The organism is Leifsonia virtsii (assembly GCF_030433675.1).
Classification (GTDB): Bacteria; Actinomycetota; Actinomycetes; order Actinomycetales; family Microbacteriaceae; genus Leifsonia; species Leifsonia virtsii.
This window is the reverse complement of the sequence record NZ_JAROCB010000001.1, coordinates 602,765-625,384: the sequence shown is the minus strand read 5'-3', so window position 1 is coordinate 625,384 and position 22,620 is coordinate 602,765. Positions and strand designations below refer to the sequence as shown.

Genomic DNA, 22,620 nt, shown 5'->3' with positions numbered 1-22,620 from the left:
CTCGCCTGGCTATTCCTCGAAGCGCAGGTGGCGCACGCTGCGACCGTTGCGGCGCACCAGGCGCAGCGCCTCCACCCCGATCCGGATGTGCCGCTCGACGAAGTCGCGCGTGACACCGCGGTCGCTCTCCGCCGTCTTCACGCCCTCCGGCGTCATCGGCTGGTCCGACACCAGCAGCAGGGCACCGCTCGGGATGCGGTTCGCGAACCCGGCCGCGAACACCGTCGCCGTCTCCATGTCGACCGCCATGCACCGCGTCCGCTTCAAATACTGCTTGAAGGTGTCGTCGTGCTCCCATACCCGGCGGTTCGTCGTGTAGACCGTGCCCGTCCAGTAGTCCTGCTGGAAGTCCCGGATCGTCGACGACACGGCCCGCTGCAGCTGGAACGCGGGCAGCGCAGGAACCTCCGGGGGAAGGTAGTCGTTCGAGGTGCCCTCACCCCGGATGGCCGCGATGGGCAGCACGAGATCGCCGACCCGGCTCTTCTGCTTCACCCCGCCGCACTTGCCGAGGAACAGCGCCGCTTTCGGGCAGACGGCGCTGAGCAGGTCCATGACCGTCGCCGCGTTCGGGCTTCCCATCCCGAAGTCCACCATCGTGATGCCGTCCGCGGTCGCATTCGGCATCGACCGGTCGAGTCCCCGCACCTCGGCGCCGTACCATTCGGCGAACCGCTCCACGTAGTCGCCGAAGTTGGTCAGCAGGACGTACTCGCCGAACTCCTCCACCGGCGTGCCGGTGTACCGCGGCAGCCAGTCGCGGACGATCTCGGCCTTGTCCTTCAGCCCCGCCTTGGTGACGACGGTCTCGGCACCCCCGCCGGTCGGAGAAGCCGCCCCCGGGGTCACCGTACCGGCCGTCTCGTCCGTGTTCTGCGCATCCACCATCCGGCGGCCTCCCTCTCGCTAGCCGGCGACCGTCGTCCCGAGCAGCGAACCGACGATGAACGTGGCCGCCAGCGCCAGGGCGCCGCCGATCACCACTCGGATCATCGCACGTCCGCGCGGGCTGCCGCCGATCCATGAGGCCACATAGCCCGTGATCGCGAGCGCGATCAGCACGGCGACGAACGTCACCGGGATGCGGATCTCGGGCGGGAGCAGAATGGTGAGCATCGGCAGCACGGCGCCGCAGGTGAAGGCGACCGCCGACGCCAGCGCGGCGTGCCACGGGCTCACCACGTCGTCCTGGTCGATGCCGAGCTCGGCCGACAGGTGCGCCGCAAGGGCGTCGTGCTCGGTCAGCTCGATCGCGACCTGGCGCGCCGTCGCCGGCGACAGCCCGCGCTGCTGGTAGAGGCCGGTCAGCTCGTCCAGCTCCTCCTCCGGCATCTCCGCCAGCTCCCGGCGCTCCTTCGCGATGAGCGCGCGCTCGCTGTCCCGCTGACTGCTGACGGAGACGTACTCGCCGAGCGCCATCGAGATCGCACCACCGACCAGCGCGGCGAGACCGGCCGTGACGATGGCCGGAATCGACTGCGTGGCCCCCGCGACACCGACGACGACCGCAGCCACCGAGACGATGCCGTCGTTGGCGCCGAGCACGCCGGCGCGAAGCCAGTTCAGCCGCTGCGCCAGACCGCCGCGGTGCGGTTCGTCCGGATGCTGCGCGGCGCCGGGATCGCGCCCGGGCTCTCCACTCGTCTCACTCATGCGCTCAGCCTAGGAAGTGCGAGGCGTGAGCGCCACGAAGGTACGGCGAGCCTAAGATCGCTGCTCTCGCGCCTAGTGCGAGCCCAGCCGCTTCCGCAGGAAATCGATCCGCGCCTGCAACTGGGTGACGCTCGCCTGCGCGACCGCCGGGCCGCCGCAGACCCGCCGCAGCTCGGCGTGGATCAGACCGTGCGGCTCACCCGAGTTCTTCGAGTAAAGGCCCACCAGGCTGTTCAGCAGCTGACGCTGCTCCTTGAGCGTGCGGTGCAGCGGCGCAGGAGGATGACCTTCCGCCGCAGCCGGGCGCGACGAGTGCCGCCGGGCCTGCCGCTGCTGGCGCTGAAGCAACAGCTCGTGCACCTGCTCCGGCTCCAGAATGCCGGGGAGACCGATGAAGTCGAGCTCCTCGTCCGTGCCGGGCACGGCGAAGCTGCCGAACTCCTTCCCGTCGTACAGGACGCGGTCGAAGTTGGCCTCCGACCCCAGGGCCTCGAACGCGAACTGCTCGGTCAGCGCCTCCGACGCGCGCTCCTCGCGGTTCGCCTCCGCCACCATCGCGTCCTCGGGGTTCCAGAGGTCGCCCTCGGCATTCGGGTCCGCGACGCGGTCAAGCGCGTGGTCGCGCTCCAGCTCGAGCGCGTTCGCGAGCGCCATCAGCGCGGGCACGTTCGGCAGGAACACCGACGCGGTCTCGCCCCGGCGGCGGGCGCGCACGAAGCGGCCGATCGCCTGCGCGAAGAACAGCGGGGTGGAGGCGCTCGTCGCGTACACGCCGACCGCGAGCCGCGGCACGTCCACGCCCTCCGAGACCATCCGCACCGCGACCATCCAGCGCGAGTCGCCCTTCGAGAACGCCTCGATCCTGTCGCTCGCCTCCTTCTCGTCCGACAGCACGACGGTCACAGGCTCACCGGAGAGCTGCTGCAGGATGTCGGCGTAGGCGCGCGCGGCGTAGTGGTCGGTGGCGATGACAAGGCCGCCTGCGTCCGGGATGGCGTTGCGCACCTCGGTCAGCCGCCGGTCGGCCGCCGACAGCACCGCGGGGATCCACTCTCCGCGTGGGTCGAGGGCGGTGCGCCACGCCTGGGAGGTGATGTCCTTCGTGTTGCCCTCGCCGAGCCGGGCCTCCATTTCGTCGCCGGTCTTGGTCCGCCAGCGCATGTGCCCGGCGTAGACCATGAAGATGACCGGACGGACCACGCCGTCCTCGAGCGCGCGCCCGTAGCCGTAGTTGTAGTCGGTGACGGAGGTGCGGATGCCCTGACGATCGGGAAGGTAGGTCACGAACGGGATGGGCGCGGTGTCCGAGCGGAAAGGAGTTCCGGTCAGGGAGAGCCGCCGCGTCGCACGCTCGAACGCGTCCCGGATGCCGTCGCCCCAGCTGAGCGCGTCGCCGCCATGGTGCACCTCGTCGAGGATGACGAGCGTCTTGTGGGCTTCGGTGATGTCCTTGTGAAGGCTGGGGCGCATGGCCACCTGGGCATAGGTCACCGCGACACCGCGGTAATGCCGGGCGTACCGGCCGTCCGAGTTCTTGAAGTCGGGGTCGAGGTGCAGACCGACGCGCGAGGCTGCCTCCGCCCACTGCCGCTTGAGGTGCTCGGTCGGCGCGACCACGGTCACGCGCTCGATGACGCGCCGAGAGAGGAGCTCGGTCGCGAGCCGGAGCGCGAAGGTCGTCTTGCCGGCGCCGGGCGTCGCGGCGGCGAGGAAGTCGCGCGGCTCGTGCTCGAAGTAGACGTCGAGCGCCTCTGCCTGCCACGCCCGGAGTTTGCCCGCCGTGCCCCACGCCGCACGCTCCGGGAAGGAGGGCGACAGGTGCTCCGCGGCGAAACTTCCCGCGTGCACGCCGGGCCGCTCGGACTCCTCTGCGGGGTCGTCCGGGACGGATGCTGCTGCTGTCTCCACTTGGATCAAATCTACCCGAGGCGGCTGACAGTCCCGTCCGCTGCGCCGTCCGATGCAGAATGGAGCAATGGCAGAAGCACGGCATCCCTGGTCCCGCTACGTCGCACTCGGAGATTCGTTCACCGAGGGCATCGGCGATCCGGAGCCGGGCAGCCCGGGCGGGCACCGCGGCTGGGCCGACCGGGTGGCGGAAGTGCTGAGCAGCCAGACCGACGACTTCGCCTACGCCAACCTCGCGGTGCGCGGAAAGCTCATCAAGCAGATCCTCGACGAACAGGTGGATGCGGCGGTCGCGCTCCGCCCCGACCTCATCACGATCTCGGCCGGCGGCAACGACGTGATCCGCCCGGGCACCGACCCGGACCAGATCGCCCTGCTGTTCGACGAGGCCGTCTCGCGGCTGAGCGCCGACGGCGCGACGGTCGTCGTGTTCACCGGCGTCGATGTTGGGTTCTCCCCGGTGTTCCGCGGCATCCGCGGCAAGGTCGCGATCTACAACGAGAACGTCCGGGCGATCGCCGCCCGCTACGACTGCATCGTGGCCGACCAGTGGGCGCTCACCGAGATCCAGGACCAGCGGATGTGGGCGCCCGACCGCCTGCACCTGGCCCCTCTGGGTCACCACACGGTGGCGCGGATGGTGCTGGCCGCGCTGAACGTCGAGAACGAGCTGCAGCCGCTCCAGCCGGAGCCGCTGCCGGCGCGCACCTGGCGGCAGGCGCGGTCGGAGGACCTCTCCTGGGCGCGCGAGTACCTGGTGCCGTGGGTGATCCGCCGCATCCGGCACCAGTCGTCCGGCGACCACGTGACGGCGAAGCGCCCGGACGCGGGACCGTTCCTGCTCCGCAGGGACTGAGCGCGACCCGCTCCGCGCGAGCCGAGCTCGGTCACATCACCGAGGCGGTGAACAGGTCGCGGTCCTCCGGGCCCAGGTTGAAGCGGTCGAGGGTGAGTTCGCCGTCGAGGTAGCGGAAGCGGTGCACGGACCCGTTCGGGATGAGCTCCCCCGGTCCGGGCAGGGCGTGGTCGGTGACGTGACGCACCAGCGACGAGATGACGCCGCCGTGGCTCACCACGATGACGTTCTCGCCGGGGTGCTGCTCCCCCAGCTCGCGCAGGGCGGGCAGGGCGCGCGCGACGACCTGCTCCCGCGACTCACGGCCGGGGACGGGAGCGCCCTCGGGCCAGCGGGCGAGGATCTGCTCCCCGGTGAGGCCCTCGGCCTCGCCGTAGTGCCGCTCGGCGACCGCGGGGATCGTGTCGGGCTCGCCCAGGCCGACGTGCTCGGCGATGATGCGCGCGGTGTCGAGGGCACGGGAGAGCGGGCTTGCGTAGATCGCGTCGAACCGGCCGGCCGCCAGCGCGCGACCCGTCGCCTCCGCCTGTGCGCGTCCGGTCTCGTTGAGCGGGATGTCGCTCGACCCCTGGATGCGCTTGGCGAGGTTCCAGTCGGTCTGGCCGTGCCGCACGAGCGAGATGAAGGTCACACGCGTCCTTTCGTCGCCGGGACGCGCGCGGGTCGGCCGGTCAGGCCAGGCGCTTGGCGAGCTCGACGAGCGTCTCCGTCGTCCCGCCGTCCAGCTTAACGGTCGCCCGGCCGTCGCCCTTCGTCTGCCCGCGGTTGACGATGACGATGGGGAGCCGGCGACGCCGCGCCTCCTCCAGCAGACGGATGCCCGAGTTCACGACGAGAGACGACCCGGCGATGACGAGAGCGTCCGCCGAACGGACCAACGCGCTCGCCTCACGGTACTTCTCCGCCGGCACGAACTCGCCGAAGAACACCACGTCGGGCTTCAGCCGCCCGCCGCACACCGTGCAGTCCGGGACGACGAAGGAGTCGACGTCGGTCACGATGGCGTCGCCGTCCGGGGCGATCTCGACCGCTCCGTCGGTGTCGAGCCACGGGTTGGCCTCGTCGATGCGCGCGGTGATGGCCTCACGCGCGAAGATCTGGCCGCAGACCAGGCAGAGCACACGATCCATCGCGCCGTGCAGGTCGACGACCCGACGCGACCCGGCCTGCTTGTGCAGCCCGTCCACGTTCTGGGTGATGACACCGTTGGCCGCGCCCGCCAGCTCCAGCCGGGCGAGAGCGCGGTGGCCGTCGTTCGGGCGCGCAGCGGCGAAGCGACGGTAGCCGAGGTGGCTTCCCGCCCAGTACCGCTTGCGGAAGGTGTCGTCGGCGAGGAACTGCTGGAAGGTCATCGGGGTGCGCTTCGGGGCGCCCTCGCCGCGGTAGTCCGGGATCCCGGAGTCGGTCGACACGCCGGCGCCGGTCAGCACGGCGAAGCGGCGACCGGTCAGCAGCTCGACGGTCTGGTCGATGCCGCGGGCCAGCTCCGGCGGGAGCTCGGTCGTCAGCGTGGTCACAGGCACCTCCAGATCCTCTTCGAGTCTAAACACCCCAGTTTTCCGATTTGTTTCGTCGGCCTGGCAATGTGGACCCATGCTCGTGCACCGCATCGACGACCTGGAGGCCGACGGCCTCGCCGACTACTCCCGGCTCACCGACGTCGCGCTCCGGCGCGTCGCCGAGCCCGCGGGCGGCCTCTACATCGCCGAGTCGACCAAGGTGATCACGCGAGCCCTGGCCGCCGGGCACCGCCCGCGATCGGTGCTGCTCCAGGAGCAATGGCTGCCGGATGTGGAACCGCTCCTCGCGCCCTACCCCGACGTCCCGGTCTTCGTCGGCGAGCCCGCCGTGCTGGAGCAGCTGACCGGCTACCACCTGCACCGCGGAGCGCTCGCGGCGATGCACCGTCCCGTGCTCCCCGACCCCGCCGACCTTCTCCGCGACGCCCGCCGCGTCGTCGTGCTCGAGGACATCGTCGACCACACCAACGTCGGGGCGATCTTCCGCGCGGTCGCGGGCCTCGGCGCGGATGCCGTGCTCGTGACGCCGCGCTGCGCCGACCCGCTGTACCGCCGCAGTGTCCGGGTGAGCATGGGAACGGTCCTGCAGGTGCCGTGGACGCGTCTCCCCGATTGGGATGCGGCCGCACCACTGCTGCACGGCGCCGGCTTCGACATCGCCGCACTGGCGCTGGCGGACGACGCGGTCACCCTCGACGACTACGCCGCCGACCCTCCGGAGCGCGTCGCGATGGTCTTCGGCGCGGAGGGTGACGGTCTCAGCCGGCGGGCGCTGTCGGCGGCGGACACCGTGGTCACCATCCCGATGCTGCACGGCGTCGACTCGCTCAACGTCGCGTCGGCCTCGGCCGTGGCACTCTGGGCGCTCCGCGCGCGTTCTCAGCCCTCGCATCGGTAGGCCCCGCTAAAATCCGACCGTGCCCCAGCAAGTTGTCGTCGATCCGCCGCGCCGTGTCTCCCGCACCGTCTACCGTCGCCGCCGCGTCGTCGTCTTCGGCACCCTGATCGCCGTGCTCGCGGCGTTCGCCTACGTCGTGGCCTCCCTCGTCGCCCCCGTGCCGGCGACCGCCGCCGTCACCGCGCACGACAAGACGATCGTGCAGCCCGCCGTGCAACTCGCGTGGCCCGGCTACGGCGCGTCCGCCTTCGTCGCGCCAGACTACCCGGGCGCGTCGGCGTCCACCGGCACCGATGCCAGTGTCCCGATCGCCAGCGTCACGAAGACCATCACGGCGCTCGTCATCCTCGACAAGAAGCCGTTGAACGGCACAGAGGACGGCCCCGACATCGCCTTCACCCAGCGCGACGTCGACATCTGGAACCAGGTGGTCGCCGAGGGCGGCTCCTGGGCCCCCGTCGTCGCGGGCACCTCACTGACGGAGAAGCAGGCGCTGGAGGCGATGCTCCTCCCCTCGGCGAACAACTACGCCATCTCGCTCGCCAACTGGGCCTTCGGCTCGACCGACGCCTACGTGGATGCGGCCAACGGCTGGCTCTCGCAGCACGGCTTCACCGGCACCAAGATCGTCACGCCGGACGGCCTCGACCCCCGCAACGTCAGCACGACGAAGGACCTCATCGGCCTCGGCAAGCTCGTGCTCGCCTCCCCCGCCCTCTCCGCGATCGTGTCGCAGAAGAACGTGACGCTCCCGGGCGCCGGTTCGCAGGACAACACGAACACCCTGCTGGGCTTCGAGGGGATGGACGGGATCAAGACCGGCAACACCGACGAGGCGGGCAACTGCCTGCTCTTCTCGGCACAGGTCCCGGTCGGCGACACGAAGGTCCGCGTGATCGGGGTGGTGCTCGGAGCGCCGACCCACGACGACCTCTGGGCCGGCGTGAAGGGCCTGCTGACCAGCGTGAAGGCGGGCTTCCACCAGGTCACCGCGGTCGAGAAGGGCCAGACCTTCGGCACCTACAAGACCGCCTGGGGCGCCTCGTCGAAGCTGATCGCGACCGAGACCAAGACGTTCCTGGTGTGGTCGGACACGCCCATCGCCGTCGACCTGCAGACCCGGCCGCTCTCCTCCGGCTTCAAGGGCGACATCCTCGGCCAGGGAACCTTCACCCTGAACGGGAAGACCGAGACCGTCCCGCTCGCGCTCGCGACCGATGTGCCCGACCCCGGCTTCGGCTGGCGTCTCGCGCATCCCGGCGGCTTCGGCGCCTGACCCGCGGCCCTCGCATCTATGGGGCGCAACACGCCGCTCAGGTCGCGCCGAAACGGCGTGTTGCGACCCATGGATGGCGCCGGCGCGCTCAGCGCGAACGCAGCGCCGTCGCCTCCAGCACGGTGAGCAGGTGCCGCGCCGAGCCCTCCCAGGTGTAGCGCTCCGCCTGCTCGCGCGAGGCGGCCGAGCGGGCGGCCCAGACACCCTCCTCCTCGAGGTGGCGCACGCGCGCGGCGACCTGCTCGGGGTCGTCCGCGTCGAAGAACAGCGCGGCGCGGCCGCCGATCTCGCGGAAGATCGGGATGTCGCTCACGACCACCGGCGTCCCGAGCGTCATGGCCTCCACCAGCGGGATGCCGAACCCCTCGTCGTGCGACGCCGTCACGAGCGCCGTCGCCGCCGCGAGCGTCTCGGCGTACTCCTCGTCGCTCGCTCCGTCGTGGAACACCAGCCGGGCGCCGGGCGCCAGCTCGCTCAGCCGCCGGCGCTCGGCGTCGGAGACACGGCTCATCAGGTGGAGGGTGTACTCCGGCAGGAGCGCCACCGCGCGCACCAGCGTGTCCACGTTCTTGTACGGCATGAACGAGCCCATGTACACCAGGCTCTTGCTCTCCGGCGCGGTGCGTTCGACGCGGCCGGGGGCGAGCGCCGGCATGTCGGCCGCGTTCGGCACGACGTAGACCGGCCGCTTGGTGAGGCGGTGCTCCGCGATGAGGCCCTTCGTCGTCTCCGACACGGTCACCACGGCGTCCGACCGGTTCAGCAGCATCCGCTGCGGCCACCAGGAGAGGTGGTACAGCCGCCAGAGGCCGCGCACGAACGCGGGAAGATCGCGGGGCGGCGTGGGGTGCCGGTAGTAGATGAGGTCGTGGACCGTCAGCACCAGCCGGTACTTGCGCCCGAATCCGCCCATGGTCTGCATCGGGGTGAACACCACGTCCGGGTTCAGCCGGTTCACCGTGCGCGCGACCCACGGCTCCCCCACCGCTGTCGGCGACGGGATGAGCTCCCACGGCAGGTCGGGCAGCAGCTCCAGCTGCCGGTGGTCGCTGATGAGCATCGTCACGGGATGAAGCTTCGCCAGCTCCGTGACGACGCCCGCGGTGTAGCGGCTGATGCCGTCGTGGCGGCCGATCCGGGTGTACCGGCAGTCGAACAGGACCCTCACGACAGCTCCGCCAGGAAGTCGCGGACAGCGCAGGCGGCCGTCTCCGGAGTCTCGTAGTGGATGAGGTGCCCGACCTCCGGGATCGCCACGATCCGGGCGTCGGGGAAGAGCGTCTGCAGCCGGTACTCGGCCGCGATCGGCGTGATGTCGTCCTTCTCGGCGGCGACGAGCAGGGTGCGCTCCGAGATGCGGGACGCGTACTCGCTGACGTCGTGCGACACCGAGGCGCGGAAGGCCTCGAGCACCACCCGGCGGTCGCTGAACGCCGAGAAGTAGCGGTCGTGCTGGTCGTGGATCCAGCGCCGCAGCGCCGGCTCGCGCGTTTTCGCCATGGCGACGCTCATCACGCGCACGATCAGGGCGTTGCGCAGCAGCCCGAAGCCGAGCCGCTCGGGCAGTACGGCCGCCAGCCAGTAGTAGAAGATCGCGAGCCGGGTCAGGATGCCGCGCGGGCCCTCCAGCGCGGGCTGACCGATCGGGTTCACCAGCACCACCGCGTCCGGGCGCGGCACGGTGCCGTGCGGACCGGCCAGCGCGCCGGCGACCACGATCGAGCCGAACGAGTGGCCGAGCAGCACGACGCGCCCGGTCAGCCCGAGGCTCTCGACGAAGGCGCCGAGCCAGCGCCCGTAGCCGTCGATGTCGTGGTGCGCCTCCGTCATCGGCGTGGACTCGCCGAAGCCCGGCAGGTCGGGCGAGACCATGCGCACGCCGTCGAGCTGGGCGACCACCGGCTCGAGCCCGTGGTGGTCGCCGCGGAAGCCGTGCACCAGCACCAGGGTGGTGTCCGCATCCCGGTCTCCGTAGTCCCAGAAGCGGGTGGAGGAACCGAGGATCGCGACCGTCCCCTCGCGTACGGGCACGCGCTCCAGAGCGGCTGCGTAGGGTGAGGTGACAGTCATCCTGACCAGTCTAGGCAGGGACTGGACAGCGCACGGTGCGCACGCCATAGACTTCTCTGGTTGCAATCGCTTGCAGTCCCCCCGACGCTCAAGGAGAGCCGTGAGTTTCACCGCGCCCATCACGCTGCCCGGGCTCGCCCTCGACCCCCAGTGGTACCGCCGGTCGGTCTTCTACGAGGTCATGGTCCGGTCGTTCGTCGACAGCAACGGCGACGGCTCCGGTGACATCGCCGGGCTCACGTCCAAGCTGGACTACCTGCAGTGGCTCGGCATCGACGCGCTCTGGCTGCCCCCGTTCTTCCAGTCCCCGCTGCGCGACGGCGGCTACGACGTCGCCGACTTCAAGGCGATCCTCCCCGAGTTCGGGACGATCGACGAGTTCCGCGAGCTCGTCACCAAGGCGCACGAGCGCAACATGCGCATCATCATCGACCTGCCGATCAACCACACCTCCGACCAGCACGAGTGGTTCCAGCAGTCGCGCTCCGATCCCGACGGGCCGTACGGCGACTTCTACGTCTGGAGCGACACCGACGACAAGTGGCCGGACATCCGCATCATCTTCGTCGACACCGAGGACTCCAACTGGGCCTTCGACGAGGCGCGCCGGCAGTTCTACTTCCACCGCTTCTTCTCGCACCAGCCCGACCTCAACTTCGAGAACCCTGCCGTGCACGAGGCGATGTACGACATGATCCGGTTCTGGCTCGACCTGGGCGTCGACGGCTTCCGGCTCGACGCCATCCCGTACCTCTACGAGTCCGACGAGGGCAACGGGGAGGGCGAGCCGAAGACCCACGAGTTCATCATCAAGCTGCGGGAGTGGGTCGACCGCGAGTACCCCGGCCGCATCATGATCGCCGAGGCCAACCAGTGGCCCCGCGAGGTCGCGGCATTCTTCGGCAGCGAGGAGGAGCCGGAGTGCCACATGGCCTTCGACTTCCCGGTCATGCCGCGCATCTTCTACGCGCTGCGCTCGCAGCAGGCCGGCGAGCTGGTGCGGGTGCTGTCCGAGACCACCGACGTGCCCGACGGCGCGGCCTGGGGCGTGTTCCTGCGCAACCACGACGAGCTGACGCTCGAGATGGTGAGCGAGGAGTACCGGCAGGCGATGTACGGCTGGTACGCCTACGACCCGCGCATGCGCGCCAACATCGGCATCCGCCGCCGGCTCGCGCCGCTGCTCGACAACTCCCGGGCCGAGCTAGAGCTGGCGCACGCGCTGCTCTTCTCGCTGCCGGGCAGCCCGTTCCTCTACTACGGCGACGAGATCGGGATGGGCGACAACATCTGGCTGCCCGACCGCGACAGCTCGCGCACGCCGATGCAGTGGACGCCCGACCGCAACGCGGGCTTCTCCAGCGCCGACCCCGGCAAGCTGTTCCTGCCGGTCGTGCAGTCGCTGGTCTTCCACTACAACCAGGTGAACGTGGAGGCGCAGCTCGCGCAGTCCCGGTCGCTGCTGCACTGGATCCGCAACGTCATCCACGTGCGGAAGGCGCACCCCGTGTTCGGGCTCGGCGACATCCGCGTGCTGCCGACGGACCACGAGTCGGTGCTGGCGTTCGTTCGGTCCTACGAGGGCAGCGGCACGCACTTCGGCGACCAGCCGGAGGACGTGCTGTGCGTGTTCTCGTTCGCGCACAATCCGGTGTCGGTCACGCTGGAGGCCCCCGAGTTCGCCGGACGCGCGCTGTACGACCTCTTCGGCGGCGCCGAGTTCCCGACCGTGGCCGAAGACGGCCGCTTCACCCTCACCCTCGGCACCCAGAACTTCTACTGGCTGCACATCGAGCCGCGCCGCGACTGACCCTCCCCCGCCGAGCTGCACGTTGTGGTGGCTATTCGGGGCGGATAGCCACCACAACGTGCAACTCGGCGTGGCTGCGCGGCGCGTGACGGGGGTCGTGGTTAGCGTTGTCGGCATGGGTAGGTGGCATCAGCGACTCGGGGTGTTCGATCTTGAGACGACGGGCATCGACGTGGAGTCCGCCCGCATCGTGACCGCCCACGTCGGGCTGCTCGACGAAGAGGGCACCGTGCTGCACCGCCGCGACTGGATCGTCGACCCCGGCGTCGAGATCCCGGCGGAGGCCACGGCCGTGCACGGCATCACGACCGAGCGTGCACGCGAGCTCGGGATGGATCCGGCCCGCGCGGTCGCAGCGATCGTGGCGCAGCTGCGCAGCCTGTTCGACCGCGGCATCCCGGTGGTCGCCTATAACGCGCCCTACGACTTCACGCTCCTCGACCGGGAGGCCCGCCGCCACGGCGTCGCGCCGCTGGTCTCCCCGGGCCCGATCGTCGACCCCCTGGTGATCGACAAGGCGGTGGACAAGTACCGTCGCGGCAAGCGGACGCTCACGATGACGGCGACCCACTACGGCGTCGACCTCATCGCCGCGCACGACGCCGGCGCCGACGCGATCGCCGCGGGCCGTGTCGCGCAAGCGCTCGCGCGCATCCACGCGGACGCCCTCGCCTTCGAGGCGGCAGAGCTGCACCGCCGCCAGGTCGACTGGTGCCGGGAGCAGGCCGCCGACTTCCAGGAGTACATGCGGCGCGAACGCGATCCGGAGTTCACGACCTCCGGAGACTGGCCGATCCGCTGACGCCGGCGCTCACCCCTCCGCTGGGGGCTACCTGAGGGTCTGCTCAGCCGCTAGTGTCTGCCGCATGAGCGACTCGAACCTGAACCCGCAGCCCCTGCCGCCGCAGCAGCAGCCGCAGTACTCCCAGCCCGGCGCTCCCGCGCAGCCGGGGTGGAACGTGTTGGCGATCGTGGCGTTCATCGCCACGTTCTTCATCAGCATCCTCGGAATCATCCTCGGCTTCGTCGCGCTGTCGCAGATCAAGCGCACCGGCGAGCAGGGCCGCGGCCTTGCGCTGGCGGCGGTGATCATCGGCTTCATCGCGCTGGCCCTGGGGATCATCTTCTCGATCATCATCTTCGCCGCCATCGCAAGCTCCGGCATCCAGTACCAGACCTCCTGACCGGACGCCGGGCGCTCGAACGCGCCGGACACGACGAAGGCCCCCGTCCGGCGGACGAGGGCCTTCGCGGTGCGGCTTACTTGCCGAAGTTCTTGTAGCGCGAGTTGAACTTCTCGACGCGGCCGGCCGAGTCGAGGATGCGCTGCTTGCCCGTGTAGAACGGGTGCGACTCGGACGAGATCTCGACGTCGATCACCGGGTAGGTGTTGCCGTCCTCCCACTCGATCGTCTTGTCGCTCGAGACGGTGGAACGGGTGAGGAACGTCGCACCCGAGGCCAGGTCGCGGAAAACCACGGGGGCGTAGTCGGGGTGGATGCCAGTCTTCATCAGGACTTCCTTGTTGCAGCTAGTAGTCGGTTCGGTCGTGTCCGCGCAGACCGCGTGGACGGGAAGCTTGTGCACCCGCGGAGGCGATCGGCGTCGGGATGACGCGCCAGACTCCGGGGGCCAGCTATCGAGTCTAGCAGATCGGTCGCGAGAACTCAGTCGGCGACGGCCTGGCGCGCGCGGGCGGTGTAGCGGCCGTCGGCCTCGGCGATCTCCACCTCGATGTCGAAGGTGCGGCTGAGGTTCTCGCTCGTCAGCACCTCGCCGATGGGGCCCTTCGCGATGATCTCGCCGTCCTTGAGCAGCAGCGCGCGGTTGAAGGCCTGCGGGATCTCCTCGACGTGATGGGTCACCATGACGATGGCGGGCGACTTCGGGTCACTGGCGTAGCCGCCGAGCAGCTGCAGCAGCTCCTCGCGGCCGCCGAGGTCGAGGCTCGCGGCGGGCTCGTCGAGCAGCAGGATCTCCGGGTCGGTCATCACCGAGCGCGCGATCTGGACGCGCTTCTGCTCGCCGTCGGAGAGGCTGCCGAAGGTGCGCTCGGCCAGGTGGTCGAGGTGCCACTCGGAGAGGACGCGGTGGGCACGCCGCTCGTCGATCTCCTCGTACAGCTCGTTCCAGCGTCCGGTGACCGCATAGGCGGCGGTCATCACCACGTCGAGCACACGCTCGTTGCGCGGGATGCGCCGGGCGAGCGCGCTGGAGGCGAAGCCGAGCAGGGGGCGCAGCTCGGCCAGGTCCGTGTGGCCGACCGACTCGCCGAGCACCACGGCCTCGCCGGAGCTGGGGTGCAGCGCCGCCGCGGCGATCTGCAGCATCGTGGTCTTCCCCGCGCCGTTGCGGCCCAGGATGACCCAGCGCTCGTCCGGCTCGACCGCCCAGTCGATTCCCTTCAGGACGGGGTTGCCGTCCCGAACAACGGACACGTCGGAAAGTCGGAGAACGCTGTCGGCCATGTCTTCCAGCCTACCCAAGCGCGGCGTCGATCAGTGACGGCTCACGAGCGACCGGTACACGTCGAGCGTCTGCTCGGCGATGGCCGCCCAGCTGAACGACGTCTCCGCCCGCTCGCGGCCCGCGCGGCCCATCTCGGCGGCGCGCGCCGGGTCCGAGACGACCTCGGTGAGCGCCGCGGCCAGGTCGGCCACGAAGGCGTCCGGGTCTGTGGGCGTGCCCGTCCCGTCCTGCAGCTGCTGGATGGGGACCAGCCGGCCCGTGACGCCGTCCACGATCACCTCGGGGATACCGCCGGTCGCGGTGCCGACCACGGGCAGCCCGCAGGCCATGGCCTCCAGGTTGACGATCCCGAGCGGCTCGTAGATCGACGGGCAGACGAAGACGGTGGACGCGGTGAGCGCGATCCGCAGCTCGTCGTTCGGCAGCAACCGGTCGATCCAGACGACTCCGTCGCGCTCGGACTGCAGCTGCTCCACCAGGCCGGTCACCTCGGCGAGGATCTCCGGCGTGTCGGGGGCGCCGGCGCACAGGATGACCTGCACCTCCGGCGGGAGCATGCGCGCGGCGCGCAGCAGGTACGGCAGGCCCTTCTGCCGGGTGATGCGTCCGACGAAGATGACGGCGGGTCGCTCCGGGTCGATGCCGAGCGCACGCGCCCGGTCGTCGTCGCGCAGCGGCTGCCAGCGCTCCAGGTCGATGCCGTTGTAGATCGTCACGACCTTGGTCGGGTCGAGTGCCGGGTAGGACGCGAGGATGTCTCGCCGCATGCCGTCGCTCACGGCGATGACGGTGTCCGCGGCCTCGAACGCGGTCTTCTCGATCCAGCTGGAGACGCGGTAGCCGCCGCCCAGCTGCTCGGCCTTCCAGGGCCGCAGCGGCTCCAGGCTGTGCGCCGTGACCACGTGCGGAACGCCGTGCAGCAGCTTCGCCAGGTGTCCGGCGCCGTTCGCATACCAGGTGTGCGAGTGGACGATGTCGGCTCCCCCGCAGTCCTGCGCCATCTGCAGGTCCACGCCGAGCGTGGCGATCGCTCCGTTGGCCTCCCGAAGCTCGGCGGGCACGCGGTACGACGCGGTGTCCGGCTCGTCCCGCGGCTCGCCGAAGGCGCGCACGACAACCTCGGTGTCCGCCCGGAGGGCCCTGACCAGCTCGGTCACGTGGACTCCGGCCCCGCCGTAGATGTCCGGCGGGTACTCCCGGGTCAGAAGATCGACGCGCATGACCAAAACGCTAGTACAGCGAACACTTCGCCTCTACTGTTGTGGACATGGCACCAGGCAAGAAGATCTTCGGCATCGTCCTCGCGGGCGGAGAGGGAAAGCGGCTGATGCCGTTGACGGCGGACCGGGCGAAGCCCGCCGTCCCGTTCGGCGGGCAGTACCGCCTCATCGACTTCGCCCTGTCGAACCTGATCAACTCGCAGCTGCGCCAGATCGTCGTGCTGACCCAGTACAAGTCGCACAGCCTCGACCGCCACGTGTCGCAGACCTGGCGGCTCGACGGCATCACCAACTCCTACATCGCGTCCGTCCCGGCCCAGCAGCGGCTCGGCAAGCGCTGGTTCAGCGGGTCGGCGGACGCCATCCTGCAGAGCCTCAACCTGCTCCGCGACGAGAAGCCCGACATCGTCGTCGTGGTGGGTGCGGACCACGTCTACCGGATGGACTTCGGCCAGATGATCGAGGCGCACATCGCCTCCGGCGCCCCCGCGACCGTGGCCGCCATCCGCCAGCCCATCGCGCTCGCCGACCAGTTCGGTGTGATCGAGGTGGAGCCGGAGCGCCCCGACCGCATCGGCGCGTTCCGCGAGAAGCCGCGCGACCCGATCGGACTCCCCGACTCGCCGGAGGAGGTGCTCGCGTCGATGGGCAACTACGTCTTCGACGCCGACGCCCTCATCGACGCCGTGGTGCGCGACGGCGACCGTCCCGACTCCAACCACGACATGGGTGGCGACATCATCCCCGACTTCGTCGCTCGCGGCGAGGCGGCGGTGTACGACTTCAACAACAACGACGTTCCGGGTTCGACCGACCGCGACCGCTACTACTGGCGCGACGTGGGAACGATCGACTCGTTCTTCGAGGCCCACCAGGACCTCATCTCGGCGCTGCCGATCTTCAACCTGTACAACAACAGCTGGCCGATCTTCAGCCAGGTCCTGAACTCCCCTCCCGCGAAGATCGTGCGCGACGGGCGCGGCGCGCTCGGCACGACCATCGACTCCATCGTGTCGCTCGGCTCGGTCATCTCGGGCGCGCACCTGGAGCGCAGCGTGCTCGGGCCGTGGGCGAAGGTGGACTCCGGGGCGAAGGTCGTCGACTCGGTGGTGTTCGAGCGTGCGGTGATCGAGCCGAACGCGTTCGTCGGTCGCGCCATCCTCGACAAGGACGTGGTGGTCGCCGAGGGCGCCCAGATCGGCGTCGACCCGGCGCGGGACAAGGCGCGCGGCTTCACCGTGACCGACTCCGGGATCACCGTGGTCGGCAAGGGCGTGCACGTCGTTCCATGACCGGCGGGGAACACCAGAGAGGCGCATCCGTGCTCGTCGTCCTCGACGCGGACTCCACGCTGCTCCAGGACGAGGTGATCGAGCTGCTCGCCGAGGAGGCGGGCTCACGCACCGAGGTCGCCGACATCACCGAGCGGGCGATGCGCGGCGAGCTCGACTTCGAGGCGAGCCTACGGGAGCGTGTGCGCACCCTCGCCGGGCTGCCGGCGGAGGTGTTCCAGCACGTCGGTGAGCGCATCCGCGTGACCGAGGGCGTGCCGGAGCTGATCGCGGGTGTGCACGCGGCCGGCGGGGTCGTCGGCGTCGTGTCCGGCGGTTTCCACGAGCTCCTCGACCCGATCGGCGAGCGGCTGGGGCTCGATCACTGGCGCGCCAACCGGCTCGTGGTGCGGGACGGCGTGCTGACCGGCGAGGTCGACGGCCCGGTGGTGGATGCGGCCGCCAAGGCCCAGGCGCTGCTGTTCTGGGCCGCGGACGCCGGCGTGCACCTGCGGCAGACCGTCTCGATCGGCGACGGCGCGAACGACCTGCGGATGATGGCCGAGGCCGGCCTCGCCGTCGCCTTCAACGCCAAACCGCGCGTGCGCGCCGAGGCCGATGTCGTCATCGACCGCCCCGACCTCTCCCAGGTCCTCCCCCTCCTTGGCCTCCGGGCCTGACCCCTCCTGGCTTGGGAGGGAGCGGGGGCGTCAGTGGCCCATGCCGAGGCCGCCGTCGACGGGGATGACGGCGCCGGAGATGTAGCCGGCGTCGTCGGAGGCGAGCCACGCCACCGCCTTCGCGACCTCGGACGGAGCCGCGAACCGGCCCGCCGGGATGCTCTTCTTGTACTCGGCCTGCTGCGCCTCGGGCAGCTCGGCCGTCATGTCGGTCTCGATGAAGCCGGGAGCGACGACGTTCGCGGTGATGCCGCGCGCTCCGAGCTCGCGCGTGATCGACCGCGCCATGCCCACCAGCGCCGCCTTCGACGACGCGTAGTTGACCTGCCCGGCGCCGCCGAACAGCCCGACAACACTGGAGATGAGCACGATGCGGCCGAAACGCGCCTTCAGCATGCCCTTGTTCGCCCGCTTCACGACCCGGAACGCGCCGCCGAGGTTCGTCTCGACGACGGAGTCGAACGCCTCGTCGGTCATGCGCATGAGCAGCGTGTCCTTGGTGATGCCCGCGTTCGCGACCACGACCTCCACCGGGCCGAGCTTCTCCTCCACCTCGCCGAACGCGGCGTCGACGGAGGCGCTGTCGGTCACGTCCGCCCGCACGGTCAGCGCGCCTTCCGGACCCTCGCCGGACCGCGCGGTGACGGCGACGCGGTGTCCCTGCGCGATGAACTCCTCGGCGATGGCGTAGCCGATCCCCCGGTTGCCCCCGGTGACGAGGACGGTACGTGGCGTGGTCATGCGCTTCCCTTCAGGACTGCTTGCTGCGGATTCGGCCCCGGAAGGGCCGAAGACAAGTTTATGGACGTACGCTGGAGGCAACGCACATGAAGAAGCCCTCAGCTCCGTCGATCACGACTCTCCCCCTCTCTCCCGATGAGGAGCGACGGCACCGGATGATCAAGTATTCGGTCGCCATGAGCATCCGCGTGGTCTGCCTGATCGTCGCCGTCATCGTCCCCGGCTGGTGGGCCGCCGTCCCGCTGGTCGGCGCGATCTTCCTGCCGTACATCGCCGTCGTCATCGCGAACGTCTCGGTGGAGCAGGGTCGAGTGGATGTTCAGCGTCCGGGCGCTATCGTTCCAGTGACGCCTCCGCAGCAGAGGAGGCGCGAGGACGGCCGGGAGGACGCGCAGTGATCGGGATGGACGCGCCTGAGCCGCTGACGTGCTCGCGCGCCGGCTGCCAGGTGACCGCGTCGTGGCGCATCGAGTGGCGCAACCCGCGCATCCACACCGAGGACCGGGTCAAGGTCTGGCTGGCGTGCGCGGAGCACGTCGACTTCCTCCGCGAGTTCCTGGCGGCCCGCGAGTTCCCGCTGCGGGTCGTCCCGGCCGCCGACGCCGAGGCCGACGCCGACACCGGCTCGGACGCCGAGAGGTCGACGGCGTGAGCGGCTCCTCGGGCGGCGGCTGGCGGTTCGCCTTCTCGCGCCGCTGGTTCGGCTACCTCGCGTTCGCGATCGCGTTCGCCATCGCCTGCGGCTTCCTCTCCAACTGGCAGCTCGCCCGCAGCAAGGAGGCCGCCGCCGCGAACGCGCTGGTCACGGCCAACTACGACTCGGCACCGCGGCCGCTGACGCAGGAGCTGCCCTCGCTCGGCTCCTACTCCGCGAAGCAGGAGTGGACGCGGGTCACCGTCACCGGCACGTACGAGCGGGACAAGCAGCTCCTGGTGCGCAACCGGCCCTTCAACGGCAGTCCCGGCTTCGAGGTGCTGACCCCGTTGCGCACGCCCGACGGCTCCCTGTTCATCGTCGACCGCGGCTGGGTGCCGACCGGCAACCACACGGACTCCCCCGATCACGTGCCCGCCGCGCCCGCCGGTACCGTCACGGTGGTGGCGCGGCTGAAGGCGAGCGAGCCGGCCATCGCCGGACGCACGGCGGCGGGCGACCAGGTGGGCACCATCCAGCTGTCCGTCGTCAAGCAGAAGCTCGGCGGCGCCGACGTCTACACCGGCGCGTACGGCCTGCTCGACAGCGAGGACCCGGCGCCCGCGACCGCGCCCACCCCGACCGTGACCTCTCCCCCGACGCAGGACGAGGGACTCCACTGGTCGTACATGATCCAGTGGATCATCTTCGCGCTGATCGGCTTCTTCGGTCTCGGCTACGCGCTGATCACCGAGTACCGCAAGCGCAACTCCGAGGACCCGGCCGAGAAGGCGCGCGCGGCCGAGCGGGAGCGCCGCCGCCGCGCGAAGCGGTCGGACGCGGACGTCGAGGACGAACTGCTGGACGCCGCGCGCTGAGTCTCTGCTATCGTCGAGGCGATCGTGTTCCGACGGCAGGAGGTGAGACCCATGTACGCAGCATCCAGTGGGCGCTCCTGCAGTCCACGATCGCGCGGCTGAGGTAGCCGCCGCCGGGAGCGCCGCCCAGCATTTCGCGAAAGGCGACTCCCATGAACACTTCCTCTTCTTCCCACGACCGCGCGCTCGTCCTCGGCGGCGGCGGTTCCACCGGCAACGCCTGGCTGATCGGCGTGATCGCCGGACTGTTCGAGGCCGGTGTCGACGTCACCGGCGCCGACCTCCTCGTCGGCACGTCCGCCGGCGCGACCGCGGCGGCGCAGGTGGCCGGCGCGGCACCGGCCGACCTGTACGCGCAGGCGCTCACCTCTGTCCCGGCGCGTCCGCCCGCGCCTCCCGCGCCCGACGGCCGCCCGACCGGCGTTCAGCGCGTGCAGGCGGTGATCGACGCCTCCACCGACATGGACGACATGCGGCGACGGATGAGCGCCTCGGCCCTCGAACTCGACGCCGCCTCCGACGGCGCCTGGTCGGACCGCTGGCGGTCGGTCGTCGCCGCCCGGCTGCCCGTGCAGGAGTGGCCGCAGCGCCGCATCCTGATCACCGCCGTGGACGCCCGCACCGCCGAACCGGTCGTGTTCGACCGGGACAGCGGGGTCGCGATCGCCGAGGCGGTGGCCGCCAGCACGTCGAGCGGCCGGCCGTTCCGCATCGGCGACGAACGCTACATCGACGGCGGCTACCGCGTGAACGCGGAGAACGCCGACCTCGCAGCCGGCTACGAGCGCGTGCTGGTGCTGTCGCCGTTCAACGGCCGGTCGCTCGCGCCTGCCTCGTGGGGCACGCACCTGGCGGCGCAGGTCGAGGCGCTGCGCGCCTCCGGCAGTCGCGTCGAGGTGGTCGGTCCCGAGTCGGAGGAGCTGCACGGCGAGAACGCGATGGATGCGTCCCTGCGCCCGGCCGCTGCGCGCGCCGGCCACGCCCGTGGCATCGCCGTCGCCCCCTCCGTCGCCGCTCGCTGGAGCTGACTCACCCCCATCGAGTCCGCAAAGAATCGACGCTTTCGAGCCGAAAGCGTGCAGTCTGTGCGGACTCGATGGCGGGGGTCAGGCGAGGGAGATGAGGTCGAGGTAGTCGCGGTTCCAGTGGTCCTCGGTGCCGTCGGGCATGATGAGGACCCGCTCGGGGTTCAGCGCCTCGACGGCGCCCTCGTCGTGGCTCACCAGCACGACGGCGCCCTCGTAGTGAGCCAGGGCATCCAGGATCTCCTCGCGGCTCGCCGGGTCGAGGTTGTTCGTCGGCTCGTCGAGCAACAGCACGTTCGCTCCCGAGACGACGATCATCGCCAGCGCCAGGCGCGTCTTCTCGCCGCCCGACAGCACCCCGGCCGGCTTGTGGGCGTCGTCTCCGGTGAACAGGAACGAGCCCAGCACCTTGCGCGCCTCGGTCTCGGTGAGGTTCGGCGACGACGAGACCATGTTCTGCAGCACGGTGCGGTCGACGTCGATCGTCTCGTGCTCCTGGGCGTAGTAGCCGATGCGGAGGCCGTGTCCCGGCTCGACCTGCCCGGTGTCGGGTGTGTCGACGCCGGCCAGCATCCGGAGCAGGGTCGTCTTGCCCGCACCGTTGAGTCCGAGCACCACGACCTTCGAACCGCGGTCGATCGCGAGGTCGACTGCGGTGAAGATCTCCAGCGACCCGTAGCTCTTGGACAGGTCGCTCGCCTGCAGCGGCGTCCGGCCGCACGGCGCCGGGGTCGGGAAGCGCAGCTTCGCCACCCGGTCGACCTGGCGCACGTCCTCGAGACCGGCGAGCAGCTTCTCGGCGCGCGCCACCATCTGGTGCGCGGCCGCCGCCTTCGTCGCCTTCGCCCCGAACTTCGCCGCCTGCAGCTGCAGCGCGCCGGCCTTCTTCTCGGCGTTCGCGCGCTCCTTCTTGCGGCGCTCCTCGTCGGCGGCGCGCTGGCGCTGGTAGTTCTTCCAACCCATGTTGTAGATGTCGATCACCTGGCGGTTCGCATCCAGGTAGAAGACGCGGTTGACCGTCTCGCCGACGAGGTCGACGTCGTGCGAGATCACGATGAAGCCGCCGGTGTAGTTCTTCAGGAACTCGCGCAGCCACAGGATCGAGTCGGCATCCAGGTGGTTGGTCGGCTCGTCGAGGATCATCGTGCGCGCGTCCGAGAAGAGGATGCGCGCCAGCTCGATGCGGCGGCGCTGACCGCCCGAGAGGGTCTTGAGCGGCTGCTCCAGGATGCGGTCGGGCAGGTTCAGGTTCGACGCGATGGACGCCGCCTCCGCCTCCGCCGCGTACCCGCCGAGCAGGTGGAAGCGCTCCTCCAGCCGCCCGTACGTCTTCATCGCCGCCTCCGACACCGCGGTGTCGGAGCTCGCCATGTCGACCGTCGCCTTCTGCATCCCGAGCACGATGGAGCCGAGACCGCGGGCGTCCAGGATGCGCGTGCGCGCCAGGTCGTCGAGGTTGCCCGACCGCGGGTCCTGCGGCAGGTAGCCGAGGTCGCCGGACCGGTCGACCTTGCCCGCCGTCGGCAGGAGGTCGCCCGCGAGCACCTTCGTGAGAGTCGTCTTCCCGGCGCCGTTGCGCCCGACGAGTCCGATCTTGTCGCCGTCGGCGACACGGAAGCTCACGTCCTCCATCAGGAGGCGCGCACCCACGCGCAGTTCAAGCCCCTGCACGGCAAGCACAGTCGTTCCTACTTTCGGTTCTCAGCAAACA

Annotated in this window: 24 protein-coding genes; 12 read left to right on the top strand and 12 right to left on the bottom strand. The window is 70.4% G+C overall.

Annotated elements, in window-relative coordinates:
* Positions 1-9: 9 nt before the first annotated feature.
* From P5G59_RS03030 to P5G59_RS03020, 3 genes are all read right to left on the bottom strand, one after another.
* Entirely contained in the window at positions 10-888 is an 879-nt protein-coding gene (locus tag P5G59_RS03030; RefSeq protein WP_301215833.1) for an AMP nucleosidase, read from the bottom strand.
* An 18-nt stretch (positions 889-906) separates the two neighbouring features.
* Positions 907-1,653, bottom strand: a complete 747-nt coding sequence (locus P5G59_RS03025; protein WP_301215830.1) for a VIT1/CCC1 transporter family protein — start codon at positions 1,651-1,653, stop codon at positions 907-909.
* A 72-nt stretch (positions 1,654-1,725) separates the two neighbouring features.
* Positions 1,726-3,501, bottom strand: coding sequence for a DEAD/DEAH box helicase (locus tag P5G59_RS03020; protein WP_301216989.1), 1,776 nt, complete (start codon positions 3,499-3,501; stop codon positions 1,726-1,728).
* A 127-nt stretch (positions 3,502-3,628) separates the two neighbouring features.
* Between P5G59_RS03020 and P5G59_RS03015 the strand changes: the two genes are divergently transcribed.
* Positions 3,629-4,417, top strand: coding sequence for an SGNH/GDSL hydrolase family protein (locus tag P5G59_RS03015; RefSeq protein WP_301215827.1), 789 nt, complete (start codon positions 3,629-3,631; stop codon positions 4,415-4,417).
* 31 nt (positions 4,418-4,448) lie between these two features.
* On the opposite strand, the gene P5G59_RS03010 is transcribed toward P5G59_RS03015, so the two are convergent.
* Positions 4,449-5,048: a histidine phosphatase family protein gene (locus tag P5G59_RS03010; protein WP_301215824.1), complete on the bottom strand. Its 600-nt coding sequence runs from the start codon at positions 5,046-5,048 to the stop codon at positions 4,449-4,451.
* Positions 5,049-5,088: 40 nt separating this feature from the next.
* Positions 5,089-5,934, bottom strand: a complete 846-nt coding sequence (locus tag P5G59_RS03005; RefSeq protein ID WP_301216987.1) for a Sir2 family NAD-dependent protein deacetylase — start codon at positions 5,932-5,934, stop codon at positions 5,089-5,091.
* Positions 5,935-6,010: 76 nt separating this feature from the next.
* Between P5G59_RS03005 and P5G59_RS03000 the strand changes: the two genes are divergently transcribed.
* Together P5G59_RS03000 and P5G59_RS02995 are read left to right on the top strand one after the other, a co-directional pair.
* Complete coding sequence (locus P5G59_RS03000) at positions 6,011-6,835, top strand: TrmH family RNA methyltransferase (RefSeq protein ID WP_301215821.1); 825 nt, start codon at positions 6,011-6,013, stop codon at positions 6,833-6,835.
* A gap of 19 nt (positions 6,836-6,854) precedes the next feature.
* Positions 6,855-8,111: a D-alanyl-D-alanine carboxypeptidase family protein gene (locus P5G59_RS02995; protein ID WP_301215818.1), complete on the top strand. Its 1,257-nt coding sequence runs from the start codon at positions 6,855-6,857 to the stop codon at positions 8,109-8,111.
* Between the two features lie 88 nt (positions 8,112-8,199).
* On the opposite strand, the gene P5G59_RS02990 is transcribed toward P5G59_RS02995, so the two are convergent.
* A complete protein-coding gene (locus tag P5G59_RS02990) occupies positions 8,200-9,279 on the bottom strand; it encodes a glycosyltransferase family 4 protein (protein WP_301215815.1) in 1,080 nt (359 codons plus the stop codon).
* A complete protein-coding gene (locus tag P5G59_RS02985) occupies positions 9,276-10,181 on the bottom strand; it encodes an alpha/beta fold hydrolase (RefSeq protein ID WP_301215813.1) in 906 nt (301 codons plus the stop codon). Before P5G59_RS02985 ends, P5G59_RS02990 begins: the two co-directional genes overlap by 4 nt.
* Before the next feature lie 100 nt (positions 10,182-10,281).
* Between P5G59_RS02985 and treS the strand changes: the two genes are divergently transcribed.
* The 3 genes from treS (at position 10,282) to P5G59_RS02970 (ending at position 13,175) form a co-directional block, all read left to right on the top strand.
* A complete protein-coding gene (treS, locus tag P5G59_RS02980) occupies positions 10,282-11,991 on the top strand; it encodes a maltose alpha-D-glucosyltransferase (RefSeq protein ID WP_301215811.1) in 1,710 nt (569 codons plus the stop codon).
* A 115-nt stretch (positions 11,992-12,106) separates the two neighbouring features.
* A complete protein-coding gene (locus P5G59_RS02975) occupies positions 12,107-12,793 on the top strand; it encodes a 3'-5' exonuclease (protein ID WP_301215809.1) in 687 nt (228 codons plus the stop codon).
* 64 nt (positions 12,794-12,857) lie between these two features.
* Entirely contained in the window at positions 12,858-13,175 is a 318-nt protein-coding gene (locus P5G59_RS02970; RefSeq protein ID WP_301215807.1) for a DUF4190 domain-containing protein, read from the top strand.
* 76 nt (positions 13,176-13,251) lie between these two features.
* Here the strand turns inward: P5G59_RS02970 and P5G59_RS02965 are convergent, their stop codons facing one another.
* From P5G59_RS02965 to glgA, 3 genes are all read right to left on the bottom strand, one after another.
* Complete coding sequence (locus P5G59_RS02965; protein WP_115696813.1) at positions 13,252-13,503, bottom strand: type B 50S ribosomal protein L31; 252 nt, start codon at positions 13,501-13,503, stop codon at positions 13,252-13,254.
* 155 nt (positions 13,504-13,658) lie between these two features.
* Complete coding sequence (locus P5G59_RS02960; RefSeq protein WP_301215800.1) at positions 13,659-14,459, bottom strand: ABC transporter ATP-binding protein; 801 nt, start codon at positions 14,457-14,459, stop codon at positions 13,659-13,661.
* Positions 14,460-14,489: 30 nt separating this feature from the next.
* Positions 14,490-15,680 carry a glycogen synthase gene (gene glgA, locus P5G59_RS02955; RefSeq protein WP_301215797.1) on the bottom strand — a complete coding sequence of 397 codons (1,191 nt, stop codon included), beginning with the start codon at positions 15,678-15,680 and terminating at the stop codon, positions 14,490-14,492.
* A 47-nt stretch (positions 15,681-15,727) separates the two neighbouring features.
* Here glgA and P5G59_RS02950 point away from each other — a divergent pair, with 47 nt between their 5' ends.
* A complete protein-coding gene (locus tag P5G59_RS02950) occupies positions 15,728-16,972 on the top strand; it encodes a glucose-1-phosphate adenylyltransferase (RefSeq protein WP_175336184.1) in 1,245 nt (414 codons plus the stop codon).
* Positions 16,969-17,631 (top strand): phosphoserine phosphatase SerB, encoded by a 663-nt coding sequence (serB, locus tag P5G59_RS02945; protein WP_301215794.1) that lies wholly within the window; start codon positions 16,969-16,971, stop codon positions 17,629-17,631. Before P5G59_RS02950 ends, serB begins: the two co-directional genes overlap by 4 nt.
* Positions 17,632-17,661: 30 nt before the next feature.
* Here serB and fabG read toward each other — a convergent pair whose 3' ends face one another.
* Positions 17,662-18,372, bottom strand: coding sequence for a 3-oxoacyl-ACP reductase FabG (gene fabG / locus P5G59_RS02940; RefSeq protein WP_301215791.1), 711 nt, complete (start codon positions 18,370-18,372; stop codon positions 17,662-17,664).
* Positions 18,373-18,458: 86 nt separating this feature from the next.
* Between fabG and P5G59_RS02935 the strand changes: the two genes are divergently transcribed.
* From P5G59_RS02935 to P5G59_RS02920, 4 genes are all read left to right on the top strand, one after another.
* Positions 18,459-18,770 carry a DUF3099 domain-containing protein gene (locus P5G59_RS02935; RefSeq protein WP_301215788.1) on the top strand — a complete coding sequence of 104 codons (312 nt, stop codon included), beginning with the start codon at positions 18,459-18,461 and terminating at the stop codon, positions 18,768-18,770.
* Positions 18,771-18,775: 5 nt separating this feature from the next.
* Positions 18,776-19,024: a hypothetical protein gene (locus P5G59_RS02930; protein ID WP_301216986.1), complete on the top strand. Its 249-nt coding sequence runs from the start codon at positions 18,776-18,778 to the stop codon at positions 19,022-19,024.
* Positions 19,021-19,884 carry an SURF1 family cytochrome oxidase biogenesis protein gene (locus tag P5G59_RS02925; protein ID WP_301215785.1) on the top strand — a complete coding sequence of 288 codons (864 nt, stop codon included), beginning with the start codon at positions 19,021-19,023 and terminating at the stop codon, positions 19,882-19,884. The genes P5G59_RS02930 and P5G59_RS02925 overlap by 4 nt, the downstream gene beginning before the upstream one ends.
* A 152-nt stretch (positions 19,885-20,036) precedes the next feature.
* Entirely contained in the window at positions 20,037-20,912 is an 876-nt protein-coding gene (locus P5G59_RS02920; protein WP_301215783.1) for a patatin-like phospholipase family protein, read from the top strand.
* A 78-nt stretch (positions 20,913-20,990) separates the two neighbouring features.
* Here the strand turns inward: P5G59_RS02920 and abc-f are convergent, their stop codons facing one another.
* Positions 20,991-22,589 carry a ribosomal protection-like ABC-F family protein gene (abc-f, locus tag P5G59_RS02915; protein ID WP_301215780.1) on the bottom strand — a complete coding sequence of 533 codons (1,599 nt, stop codon included), beginning with the start codon at positions 22,587-22,589 and terminating at the stop codon, positions 20,991-20,993.
* Positions 22,590-22,620: the final 31 nt, after the last annotated feature.

Bases quoted from the DNA above. Each gene is read 5' to 3' on its own strand.
- P5G59_RS03030 (WP_301215833.1), bottom strand. From the start codon at position 888: ATGGTGGATGCGCAGAACACGGACGAGACGGCCGGTACGGTGACCCCG.
- P5G59_RS03025 (WP_301215830.1), bottom strand. From the start codon at position 1,653: ATGAGTGAGACGAGTGGAGAGCCCGGGCGCGATCCCGGCGCCGCGCAG.
- P5G59_RS03015 (WP_301215827.1), top strand. From the start codon at position 3,629: ATGGCAGAAGCACGGCATCCCTGGTCCCGCTACGTCGCACTCGGAGAT.
- P5G59_RS03000 (WP_301215821.1), top strand. From the start codon at position 6,011: ATGCTCGTGCACCGCATCGACGACCTGGAGGCCGACGGCCTCGCCGAC.
- P5G59_RS02985 (WP_301215813.1), bottom strand. From the start codon at position 10,181: ATGACTGTCACCTCACCCTACGCAGCCGCTCTGGAGCGCGTGCCCGTA.
- P5G59_RS02975 (WP_301215809.1), top strand. From the start codon at position 12,107: ATGGGTAGGTGGCATCAGCGACTCGGGGTGTTCGATCTTGAGACGACG.
- P5G59_RS02970 (WP_301215807.1), top strand. From the start codon at position 12,858: ATGAGCGACTCGAACCTGAACCCGCAGCCCCTGCCGCCGCAGCAGCAG.
- P5G59_RS02965 (WP_115696813.1), bottom strand. From the start codon at position 13,503: ATGAAGACTGGCATCCACCCCGACTACGCCCCCGTGGTTTTCCGCGAC.
- P5G59_RS02960 (WP_301215800.1), bottom strand. From the start codon at position 14,459: ATGGCCGACAGCGTTCTCCGACTTTCCGACGTGTCCGTTGTTCGGGAC.
- glgA (WP_301215797.1), bottom strand. From the start codon at position 15,680: ATGCGCGTCGATCTTCTGACCCGGGAGTACCCGCCGGACATCTACGGC.
- P5G59_RS02950 (WP_175336184.1), top strand. From the start codon at position 15,728: ATGGCACCAGGCAAGAAGATCTTCGGCATCGTCCTCGCGGGCGGAGAG.
- serB (WP_301215794.1), top strand. From the start codon at position 16,969: ATGACCGGCGGGGAACACCAGAGAGGCGCATCCGTGCTCGTCGTCCTC.
- fabG (WP_301215791.1), bottom strand. From the start codon at position 18,372: ATGACCACGCCACGTACCGTCCTCGTCACCGGGGGCAACCGGGGGATC.
- P5G59_RS02935 (WP_301215788.1), top strand. From the start codon at position 18,459: ATGAAGAAGCCCTCAGCTCCGTCGATCACGACTCTCCCCCTCTCTCCC.
- P5G59_RS02930 (WP_301216986.1), top strand. From the start codon at position 18,776: ATGGACGCGCCTGAGCCGCTGACGTGCTCGCGCGCCGGCTGCCAGGTG.
- P5G59_RS02920 (WP_301215783.1), top strand. From the start codon at position 20,037: ATGAACACTTCCTCTTCTTCCCACGACCGCGCGCTCGTCCTCGGCGGC.